The organism is Rhodoferax sp. LS1P39 (genome assembly GCF_056521425.1).
Map to the genome: position 1 here is coordinate 89,534 of NZ_JBWMAV010000001.1, position 9,878 is coordinate 99,411.

A 9,878-nucleotide genomic window follows, 5' to 3' on the forward strand; every position below is an offset into this window, starting at 1 on the left:
TCCCACATGTTCTTGCGCCTTCTTCACCGCACCGCCCTCCTCCTCGCCACCGCCGCCCTCGCCGTAGCCTGCAGTACCCCCACCGAAAAGTCTTGCGACAGCCCTTACGCCGCTTCGCCGCAGTTCAAAGACTGCGCCTTTCGCAACATGGACAACCCGGCGGCGCTGCCCTCGCAGAGCACGTTCAAGATTTTCTGGCGCATGTTCACCGCCCCCAAAGTGGGCACGGTGCCCATCGACCCCATCCCCATGCTGCCGCTCACCCGCGCCCAGCTCGACGCGCTGGACCCGCAGCACAACCATGTGGTGCGCCTGGGCCACTCGTCGCACCTGCTCAAGCTGCAGGGCCAGTACTGGCTGATCGACCCGGTATTCAGCGAGCGCACCTCGCCGGTGCAGTGGTACGGCCCCAAGCGTTTCCACCCCAACCCCATCGCGCTGGCAGATCTGCCACCCATCGCAGGCGTGGTGCTGTCGCACGACCACTACGACCACCTGGACACCGCCACCATAGCCTTTTTGAATACCGGCGTGCAGCGGTTTCTCGTGCCCCTGGGCGTGGGCCCGCGCCTGCAAGACATGGGCGTGGCCGCAGACCGCATCACCGAGATGGACTGGTGGCAGAGCCAGCAGGTGGGCCCACTGCGCTTTACCGCCGCCCCGGCGCAGCATTTCTCGGGCCGCACCCTGCGCGACCGCGACCGCACGCTGTGGGCCTCGTGGGTGGTGCAAAGCGGCGAGCAGCGCATCTTCTACAGTGGCGACTCGGGCTACTTCCCCGGCTTTGCGCAAATCGGCGAACGGCTGGGCGGCTTGACCTGGCACTGATGGAAAACGGCGCCTACGACAGTTACTGGCCCGCCGTCCACATGACCCCCGAGCACACCCTGCAAGCCTTCCAGCAGCTGCGGGCCAAAACCCTGTACAGCGTGCACAACAGCACCTTCGACCTGGCCTTCCACCCCTGGCAAGACCCGCTGGAGCGCCTGGCCGCCCTGGCGCAACAGCACCAGGTGGATCTGGCCACCCCGCAAATCGGCGAGGTGCTCACCGTAGGCCAGCCGCGCAGCAATGTGCTGTGGTGGAAAGGCTTGCGCTAAGGGTTCAAGCCAAATCATGCTCCCGCGCTTATCCCGTAAGCGCAAGCAGCTATAAAAACAGTAGTACTTACCGGACTTGCGACGGCACTATGCGGTCTATCGCACAGACCGATGCCAGCGCCAGGGCTAGAGTGGCATTGAAACTGCATGCAATTTCGGTACAACGCCGGTCGCACACAGCTCCCCTGCCGTCTGACCCACGGATTTCAGCTTGCGCTGCCACCGCTTTGGAGATCCCGACATGCCGCACTCCCAGCACTCCACCGTGAGCGAGTCCATCCAGGGAACGCTGACCCAGCGTGCCGGTGGCGCGCCCGATGCCAATGCCGTGGTGGATGCGGTCAGCCGCACCTGGCAATTCATGGCAGCCCAACTGGTGCCGGTGATCGGAGAGCGCGGCGTGGGCGTGCTGCTAGACCGCGCCGTGCACCTCACCGGCAAAAACTACCCTTGGCTGGCGCACACCGCCCCGCCGCAAGACCAGGCCGACCGGCTGGTCCGCCTGCAGGCCCGCTTCGCCAGCCGCGATGCCAAGGAATCCGCCGAGGCGGGCTGCGCCCTGCTGGTCACGTTCACCGAGCTGCTGGCCAGCCTGATTGGCGACTCGCTGACCGAACGCCTGCTGGCCTCGGTCTGGCTCGATGCCCCACCCACCACCGAAGAGGATGCCCACCATGCCTGAACCCGTGACTCTGCGCCGACTCGCCACCGGTGTCCCCGGGCTGGATGCCATTCTGGGCGGCGGCCTGCCCGAGTTCTCCTTCAACCTGGTGACCGGCCCGCCCGGCTCGGGCAAAACCACCCTGGCGCACCAGCTGATGTTTGCCCTGGCCACGCCCGAGCAGCCCGCGCTGTTTTTCACCGCCCTGGGCGAGCCCCCCTGGAAGATGCTGCGTTACCAGCAACAGTTTTCATTTTTTGACACCCACAAGGTCGGCCGCACGGTGCATTTCATCGACCTGGGCGGCGAGTTGGCCCAGGGCGATTTCGACCAGGTGCTGGCCCGCATCTCCGCCGAGGTGAAGGCCCTGGGCCCGGCCTATGTATTTGTGGACTCGTTTCGCTCCGTGCTGGCCGAGGTCCACCGGCAAGACAACGGCAAGGACATCGGCAATATGGGTCTGCGCCGTTTCACCCAGCAGCTGGGCACTACGCTGGCGGGCTGGCAGACCACCAGCTTTTTGATCGGTGAATATTCGCCCCACAGCGACCCCCACCCGGTGTTCACCATCGCCGACGGCATTCTGGCGCTGGAGCAGAACGTGCAGCGCAACTCCATGGTGCGCAAGATCCAGGTGCAGAAAATGCGCGGCCAGGCCACCAGCCCGGGGGTACACACCTTGCGCATCACCGATGATGGGCTGACTATCTTCCCGTCGGCCGTGGTGCAAGACGACAACAACGCCACGCGGTCCGAAAACCCACCCGCCCGCGCCGACACCCGTATCTCCATGGGCGTACCGCTGCTCGATGCCATGCTGGGCGGCGGCCTGCCCGCGGGCTACTCGCTACTGGTGGCCGGGCCGTCGGGCTCGGGCAAGACCATTTTGGCCACCGCCTTTTTGCAGGAAGGCGTGCGCCTGGGCGAGGCCGGGGTGATCGTGGCTTTTGAGCAAACCCCCAGCCGCTCGCGCACCCACACCATCGACGACATGGTGCGCGCCGGCTGCCTAGGGCTGATCAACACCCGCCTGCTAGACCTGTCGGTGGACGAGATCGTGCAGCAGATGGTGGAGACCATCACCAGCATGCGCGCCACCCGGGTGGTGATCGACTCGCTGTCGGGCTTCGAGCTGGCGGTGGCGCCCACCTTCCGCGAAGACTTCCGCGAGTCGCTGTTTCGCATGGTGGCCGTGCTGTCGGGCATGGGGGTCACGGTGCTGATGACCTCGGAGCTGGAAGACCGCTACACCGATCTGCGCTTCAGCCCCTACGGCTCGGCGTTTTTGACCGATGCCATCATCGTGCAGCGCTATATCGAGGTGGACAGCAGCCTGCAGCGCGTGATGGCGGTGGTCAAGGTGCGCGGCAGCCACCACAGCAACGACATCCGGCGCTACGAAATTACCGACAGCGGCATCGCCATCGGCAAACCGGTACTGCACTACGAAGGCCTGCTGGGCGGGCGGCCCGTGCGCACCCAACCCCCCCTGCCGCTACCGCTGCCGAGGAGCGTGGCATGAGCAGCCAAACCCCGCTGCTGGAACAAAAACCCGTAGCGGACGGATCGGCGCAAACCCTGACCCTGGCCGAGCGCGAAGCCCGGCTAGAACAGCGCGAAACGGTAGTACGGCAGCAGGAGCTTGCCGTCCACGCCAAAGAATTCCAAGCGCTGCAGACCACCGAGCAATTGCGCGAGGCCAACGAGCGCCTGGTGGTGGCCTCGGTGCAGGCCCAGGCCCTGGCGGAAGCTGCCGAAAGTGCCACCGCCCAGATGTCGTACCTGGCGCAGCACGACATCCTCACTGGCCTGCCCAACCGCGCCCTGCTCAATGACCGGCTGACCCAGTCGATGGCGCTGGCGCAACGCCACGGCCAGAAAGTGGTGCTGGTCTACCTGGACCTGGACAACTTCAAGCAGGTCAACGACACGCTGGGCCACGCCGTGGGCGACGCGCTGCTGCGGGCGGTGGCCCAGCGCCTGAGTGCCAGCGTGCGCCAGTCGGATTCGGTGTGCCGCCAGGGTGGTGATGAGTTTGTGTTGCTGCTGGCCGAGGTGGACACGGTCAAGGATGCTGCCCGCGCCGCCGCCATGCTGATCGAGGCCACGTCCGAGCCCTACCAGGTGGGCGGCCACCTCCTGCATGTGTCGTCCAGCATCGGCCTGAGCATCTATCCCGACGACGGCAGCGACGTGGAAACCCTGCTGCGCAATGCCGACACCGCCATGTACCACGCCAAGAAAAACGGGCGCGCCAACTTCCAGATGTTCTCGCCCGACATGCACATGCGTGCCGTGGCCCGCCAGTCCATCGAGGAAGCCCTGCACCACGCGCTGCAAAACCACGGCCTGCTGCTGCACTACCAGCCCAAGCTCAATCTGGCCAGCGGCAAGATCACCGGTGCCGAGGCTTTGGTGCGCCTGCAGCGGCCCCACCAGTCCCTGCTGTATCCCACCCATTTTGTCGGCATTGCCGAAGAATGCGGCCTGGTCGTGCCCATGGGCCAATGGGTTCTGCACACCGCCTGCCAGCAAGCGGTGGCTTGGCAGCAGGCCGGGCTGGTCGAGCCTTCAGGTGGCAGCATGGCGGTCAACGTGTCGGCAGCCGAACTGCACGGCAAAGACTTTTTGCAGGACGTGCGCAATGCACTGCAGACCAGCGGCCTGGAGCCGCAAATCCTGGCGCTGGAGCTGAAAGAAAGCAGCCTGCTGCAAGACCGCGATGCCACCACCACGATTCTGCGGGCGCTGAAAGAGCTGGGCGTGCAGATCACCATCGACGACTTCGGCACCGGCGACTCCAGCCTGACGCATCTGCGCCGGTTTGCCATCGACATACTGAAGATCGACCAACGGCTGGTACAGGACCTGGACCGCCCCGACGGCGATGGCCCGCTGGTCAACGCCATCATCGCCACCGGCAAGAGCCTGGGCCTGCGGGTGGTGGCCGAAGGCGTGGAAACCCTGGAGCAGTTGACGCACCTGAAAGCACAGGGCTGCACCGAGGCCCAGGGCTACTACTTCATCCGGCCCGTGACGGCCGACATCTACACCGACATCCTGCATGCACAGTCCCACTAGCGCGGGCCAACTGGCACAGAATTTAGGCATAAAATTGGCACCTAGCGCTTATTCCATAAGCACGAGCAGCTATATTTTTGATAGTTTTTTACTTTCACTTACGCAGCGACTACACTGCAATTCGCTGAAGTGCCCGCATGACCCTTCTTCGTAACCGGAGAACTCCATGGCATCCAAGGCAAAAAGCAGCAGACCCCCTCCGACCGCCGCCGAGACGGTGGTAGAGGCCCCGTCCATTCCACCGTCCCTACCCAGCTTCCCCATTGTCGGTATCGGCGCATCTGCGGGCGGATTGGCGGCGTTTGAAGCCTTTTTTTCCGGCATGCCTGCAGGCGCGCACCCCGGCATGGCCTTTGTACTGGTGCAGCACCTGGCCCCCGACCACAGCAGCATGCTGACCGCGCTGGTGCAGCGCAACACCCGCATGCAGGTGCGCGAGGTGCAAGACGGCATGGTGGTGCAGGTCAACTGCGCCTACATCATCCCGCCCAACCGCGACATGGCCTTTTTGAATGGTGCGCTGCACCTGCTGGAGCCCACCGCGCCACGCGGCCACCGCCTGCCCATCGACTACCTGTTTCGCTCGCTGGCGCAAGACCAGCGCGAGCGGGCGATTGGCATCGTGCTGTCGGGCACCGGCAGCGACGGCACCCTGGGCGTGCGCGCCATCAAGGGCGAGGGCGGCATGGTGATGGTGCAAAACCCGGCCTCGGCCGAATTTGACGGCATGCCGCGCAGCACCCTGGCCACCGGCCTGGTCGATTTCGAGCTGCCCCCGGCCGAAATGCCCGCCCAGCTGATGGCCTATGTGGCCCACGCCTTTGGCCGCCCGCCCAATGTCGGCTTGGCCAGCGTGCCGCTGTCCGAAAACGCCCTGAAGAAGATCTTCATCCTGCTGCGCACCCATACCGGGCACGACTTTTCGCTATACAAGCCCAACACCATCTACCGGCGCATCGAGCGGCGCATGGCGGTGCACCAGGTGGATACGCTGGACAGCTACGTGAAGTACCTGCAGCACACCCCGACCGAGGTGGACGCGCTGTTCCACGACCTGCTGATCGGCGTGACCAACTTCTTTCGCGACCCCGAGGCCTTTGCGGTGCTGGAGGAGCAGGTCATACCCAAGCTGTTTGCCAGCAAGCCGCCGGGTTCGGTGGTGCGCGCCTGGTCGGCGGGCTGCTCCACCGGCGAAGAGGCCTATTCGCTGGCCATCCTGCTGCAGGAGCGGCTGGACACCCTAAAGCAGAACTTCAAGGTGCAGGTATTTGCCACCGACCTGGACAGCCGCGCCATTGCCACCGCCCGCGCCGGGCTGTACCCGGCCAGCATTGCCGCCGACATCTCGCCCGAGCGGCTGGCCCGCTTTTTCACCGCCGAGCCCGATGGCAGCGCCTACCGGGTGCACAAGGGCATCCGCGACATGCTGGTGTTCTCGGAGCACGACCTGGTGAAAGACCCGCCGTTTTCCAAGCTCGACCTCATCAGTTGCCGCAACCTGCTGATCTACATGGGCGGCGAGCTGCAAAGGAAGGTAATGGCGCTGTTCCATTACGCGCTGCTGCCCGGCGGCATACTGTTTCTGGGCAGCTCGGAAACCGTGGGCGAGCTGGCCGACCTGTTTGCCGTGGTGGACCGCAAAACCAAGGCCTACCAGCGCAAAGAAGACTTCCAGGGCGCGCAGCGTGCCGCCCTGGGCCGGTTTTTGCCGCCCATGACCACCCGCGAGGTGGCGCTACCGCCCGTGATCGACAAAATTGCCCATCCCATGAAGCTGTCCCTGCGCACCCTGACCGAGCAAACCCTGTTGCAGCACCTGGCCCCGGCGGCCGTGCTGGTCAACGGCCAGGGCGACATCCTGTACCTGCATGGCCGCACCGGCATGTACCTGGAGCCCGCGCCGGGCGAGGCGGGCATCAACAACATCGTGAAGATGGCCCGCGAAGGCCTGCGCCGCGAGCTCACCACCGTGCTGCACAAGGCCACCATCAGCAAGGCGCCGGTGCAGGCGCTGAACCTGCGGGTCAAAACCAACGGCCACTTCAGCCTGGTGAACCTGGCTGTGTGCCCGGTGGCGGCGGGGGCCGCACCGGCGCTGGAATGTGCGCTGTACCTGGTGGTGCTGGAAGTGGCCACGGTGCAGGACATGCCGCAGTCGCCACCACCGTTGCCGCCCGCCGCCACGCTGGATTCGCAGGAACAGATCAACGCGCTCAACGAAGAGCTGCAGGCCAAGGAAGAGTATTTGCAGGCCGCCAACGAGGAGTTGGAAACCTCGAACGAAGAGCTCAAGTCGTCCAACGAAGAAATGCAGTCGGTGAACGAAGAGCTGCAGTCCACCAACGAAGAGCTGGAAACCTCCAAGGAAGAGCTGCAGTCCATCAACGAAGAGCTGGCCACCGTCAACACCGAGCTGCAAACCAAGGTGGCCGACCTGTCCCGCGCCAACAACGACATGAACAACCTGCTGGCGGGCACCGGCATTGGCACCATTTTTGTCGACCATGGCCTGCGCATCCTGCGCTTCACCCCGGCGGCCACGCTGATCATCAACCTGATCTTGAGCGACGTGGGCCGCCCGGTGGGCCATATTGCGTCCAACCTGCTGGGCTACGACCGGCTGGTGGCCGACGTGCAGGCCGTACTCAAGAACCTGCAGCCCATTGAAGCCCATGTGGAGACGCTGGAGCACAAGCACTACACCATGCGCATCCTGCCCTACCGCACGCTGGACAATGTGATCGAAGGCGTGGTGATCACCTTTGTGGAGATTACCGAGATCGTGCGCACCCGCGAAGCCCTGCGCAAGGCCAATGAGCTGCTGCGCCTGGCGGTGGTGGTGCGCGACGCGTTCGATGCCATTACCGTGCAAGACCTGGATGGGCGCATACTGGCCTGGAACCCCGGTGCCGAGCGCCTGTACGGCTGGACCGAGGCCGAGGCCCTGCGGATGAATGTGCGCGACCTGCTGCCACCCGGCACCCCCGACCCCGCCGCCCCGCAACGGCTGACCAAAGACGGCCAAGTTTTGAGCATCTCCCTGGCATCGACCGAACTGCTGGATGCAGACGGCCAGGTATATGCTCTTGCCACCACCGAACGTATCCAGCACACCACCACCAATGAGGTCCGCCATGGATAAATCAAGCGCCGCGCAGTCCCTGCGCCTGCAGGCAGAAGCCATCGTTCGCGAAAAGGCCGCGTTGACCGCCCGCCCCACCGAATCCCTGACGCTGGCAGACATGCAGCGCGCGGTGCACGAGTTGCAAGTGCACCAGATCGAGCTGGAGATGCAGAACGACGAGCTGCTGCGCACCCAGTTGCTGCTGGAGGCAGCCCGGTCCCGCTATTTCGAGCTGTACGACCTGGCCCCGGTGGGCTACTGCACGGTGAGCGAAAGCGGGCTGGTGGTGGAGGCCAACCTGGCCGTGGCGGCCCTGCTGGGCATTGCCCGCGGCACCCTGGTGGGGCAACGCATCAGCCGCTTCATCGGCAAAGACCACCAGGACACCTACTACCGCCTGCGCAAGCAGTTGCTGGAAAGCGGCGCGCCCCAGACCTGCGAGCTACAGATCGTCGACCTGGTGGGCCATGCCTGCTGGGTACAAATGACCACCAGCGCTGCCCGGGATGCGGCCGGAGCCCCCGAACAGCACCTGGTGCTGGCCGACATCAGCGATTCCAAGGTCATGGCTGCGGCCATGCAGGCCAGCGAGGCCCGCTACCGGGCGCTGGTGGACGGCTCTCCCGAAGCCACCGTTGAGCGCAAGCGGCAGGACGAGCTCAAGCCCCACTGAAGAGCATCAAGCGGCCAGCGTCATCTGGTCGCGCGGGCGCGATGTGCCCGCCGCGTAGAGGGCACAGGCCCCCTGCTCCAGCCGGGGGCGGTTGAGTACCTCGATGTGGCCGCGCCGGTAGGCAATCACCCCGGCCTGTTGCAGCTTGCGGGCGGCCGCCGTCACGCCTTCGCGGCGCACGCCCAGCAGGCTGGCGGCCAGTTCCTGGGTCATGGCCATTTTGTTGCTGGGCAAGCGGTCCAGCCCCTGCAACAGGCGGCGGCAGAACTGCTGGTCGATCGAATGGTGGCGGATGTAGGCGGCGGTCTGCGTCACCTGGGCGATCAATGCCTGGGTGTAACGCAGCAGCATGCGCATGACCGGGCCGCCTGTTTCGGCTTCGGCATTGACCCGGTGGGCGCTGAGCCGGTAACCCTGCCCGGCGCTTTGCACCACCGCTTCGTGCGGGCTGACCTCGCTGCCCATGAACAGCGACAGGCCGACCACGCCGTCCAACCCGACCACCGCCACTTCAGACGACGCGCCGTCCTCGGCCAGGTACATCAGCGAGACGATGGCGGTGGTGGGAAACACCACATAACCGGGCGTGCTGCCCGAGCGGCACAGCACCTTGCCCAGCGGCAGATCCACCCATTCCAGGTAGGGCTCCCACCGCTCCCAGTCGGCATCGGACAGAGAAGCCAGCAACTGGTTCTGGCGCGGATCGGAAACGGTTTGTAGAGCGGTGGGCATGGGAGTCCTCTGGCAAAAGTGTGAGGACTTGCGTAAGTCCTGATGCATCCCATCATTCCCATCCCCGGGCCCAGCGGCTATCGGCGGTCGTCGGCAATCTGCGTCGGCACTGTCCTACAAACCGCCGAACGTAGAGCCACCGTCCTACCCGCAGTGGCGCACTGTCCGACAGACAGCCGACCCCTGCTTTCCTACGATGGACTTATCAGTCCATTTACCACCAATCCTGGAGAACTCCATGCCTGCTTCCACCTCCCCTTCCAAAGCTTCTTCCCAGTATGCAGGCCCCAGCTGGAGCACCTCGTCGTTTCAGGATGCCGCCGCCAGCCAGCCTATGGAACTGGCCGCGCTGGGTGAGCACCTGAGCCTGTGCCAAGGTGCCAACCGGCGCTGGTCCACCCTGCGCCATGTGGGCAACACAGTGCATGGTTTTGCCGCCTCGCGTTTTGTGACCACCCTGGCCGTTGCCGCCTTGTTGATCGGTGCCACTTTGTTGGTGCTGTAAGG

9 protein-coding genes are annotated in these 9,878 nt (G+C 65.0%); 8 read left to right on the plus strand and 1 reads right to left on the minus strand.

What is annotated here, in order from left to right; all coding sequences use genetic code 11:
* Positions 1 to 6: 6 nt before the first annotated feature.
* The 7 genes from AC097O_RS00340 (at position 7) to AC097O_RS00370 (ending at position 8,639) form a co-directional block, all read left to right on the plus strand.
* A complete protein-coding gene (locus AC097O_RS00340) occupies positions 7 to 828 on the plus strand; it encodes an MBL fold metallo-hydrolase (RefSeq protein WP_479590721.1) in 822 nt (273 codons plus the stop codon).
* Positions 828 to 1,100 (plus strand): hypothetical protein, encoded by a 273-nt coding sequence (locus AC097O_RS00345; protein ID WP_479590724.1) that lies wholly within the window; start codon positions 828 to 830, stop codon positions 1,098 to 1,100. Before AC097O_RS00340 ends, AC097O_RS00345 begins: the two co-directional genes overlap by 1 nt.
* A 241-nt stretch (positions 1,101 to 1,341) precedes the next feature.
* A complete protein-coding gene (locus AC097O_RS00350; protein WP_315186758.1) occupies positions 1,342 to 1,782 on the plus strand; it encodes a hypothetical protein in 441 nt (146 codons plus the stop codon).
* On the plus strand, positions 1,775 to 3,283 hold the full coding sequence (locus AC097O_RS00355; protein ID WP_479590727.1) for an ATPase domain-containing protein: 1,509 nt from the start codon (positions 1,775 to 1,777) through the stop codon (positions 3,281 to 3,283). The genes AC097O_RS00350 and AC097O_RS00355 overlap by 8 nt, the downstream gene beginning before the upstream one ends.
* Positions 3,280 to 4,842, plus strand: coding sequence for a putative bifunctional diguanylate cyclase/phosphodiesterase (locus AC097O_RS00360; protein ID WP_479590729.1), 1,563 nt, complete (start codon positions 3,280 to 3,282; stop codon positions 4,840 to 4,842). The genes AC097O_RS00355 and AC097O_RS00360 overlap by 4 nt, the downstream gene beginning before the upstream one ends.
* 166 nt (positions 4,843 to 5,008) lie before the next feature.
* The gene (locus AC097O_RS00365; RefSeq protein WP_479590731.1) at positions 5,009 to 7,984 is read left to right on the plus strand and encodes a chemotaxis protein CheB; all 2,976 of its coding nucleotides are present in this window, start codon (positions 5,009 to 5,011) and stop codon (positions 7,982 to 7,984) included.
* Positions 7,977 to 8,639 carry a PAS domain-containing protein gene (locus AC097O_RS00370; RefSeq protein WP_479590733.1) on the plus strand — a complete coding sequence of 221 codons (663 nt, stop codon included), beginning with the start codon at positions 7,977 to 7,979 and terminating at the stop codon, positions 8,637 to 8,639. Before AC097O_RS00365 ends, AC097O_RS00370 begins: the two co-directional genes overlap by 8 nt.
* Before the next feature lie 6 nt (positions 8,640 to 8,645).
* Here the strand turns inward: AC097O_RS00370 and AC097O_RS00375 are convergent, their stop codons facing one another.
* The gene (locus AC097O_RS00375) at positions 8,646 to 9,371 is read right to left on the minus strand and encodes a helix-turn-helix domain-containing protein (RefSeq protein ID WP_315186772.1); all 726 of its coding nucleotides are present in this window, start codon (positions 9,369 to 9,371) and stop codon (positions 8,646 to 8,648) included.
* Between the two features lie 238 nt (positions 9,372 to 9,609).
* On the opposite strand from AC097O_RS00375, the gene AC097O_RS00380 reads away from it, so the two are divergent.
* A complete protein-coding gene (locus tag AC097O_RS00380; protein WP_479590735.1) occupies positions 9,610 to 9,876 on the plus strand; it encodes a hypothetical protein in 267 nt (88 codons plus the stop codon).
* The last annotated feature ends 2 nt before the right edge of the window (positions 9,877 to 9,878 follow it).

Bases quoted from the DNA above. Each gene is read 5' to 3' on its own strand.
- AC097O_RS00340 (WP_479590721.1), top strand. From the start codon at position 7: ATGTTCTTGCGCCTTCTTCACCGCACCGCCCTCCTCCTCGCCACCGCC.
- AC097O_RS00345 (WP_479590724.1), top strand. From the start codon at position 828: ATGGAAAACGGCGCCTACGACAGTTACTGGCCCGCCGTCCACATGACC.
- AC097O_RS00350 (WP_315186758.1), top strand. From the start codon at position 1,342: ATGCCGCACTCCCAGCACTCCACCGTGAGCGAGTCCATCCAGGGAACG.
- AC097O_RS00355 (WP_479590727.1), top strand. From the start codon at position 1,775: ATGCCTGAACCCGTGACTCTGCGCCGACTCGCCACCGGTGTCCCCGGG.
- AC097O_RS00360 (WP_479590729.1), top strand. From the start codon at position 3,280: ATGAGCAGCCAAACCCCGCTGCTGGAACAAAAACCCGTAGCGGACGGA.
- AC097O_RS00365 (WP_479590731.1), top strand. From the start codon at position 5,009: ATGGCATCCAAGGCAAAAAGCAGCAGACCCCCTCCGACCGCCGCCGAG.
- AC097O_RS00370 (WP_479590733.1), top strand. From the start codon at position 7,977: ATGGATAAATCAAGCGCCGCGCAGTCCCTGCGCCTGCAGGCAGAAGCC.
- AC097O_RS00375 (WP_315186772.1), bottom strand. From the start codon at position 9,371: ATGCCCACCGCTCTACAAACCGTTTCCGATCCGCGCCAGAACCAGTTG.
- AC097O_RS00380 (WP_479590735.1), top strand. From the start codon at position 9,610: ATGCCTGCTTCCACCTCCCCTTCCAAAGCTTCTTCCCAGTATGCAGGC.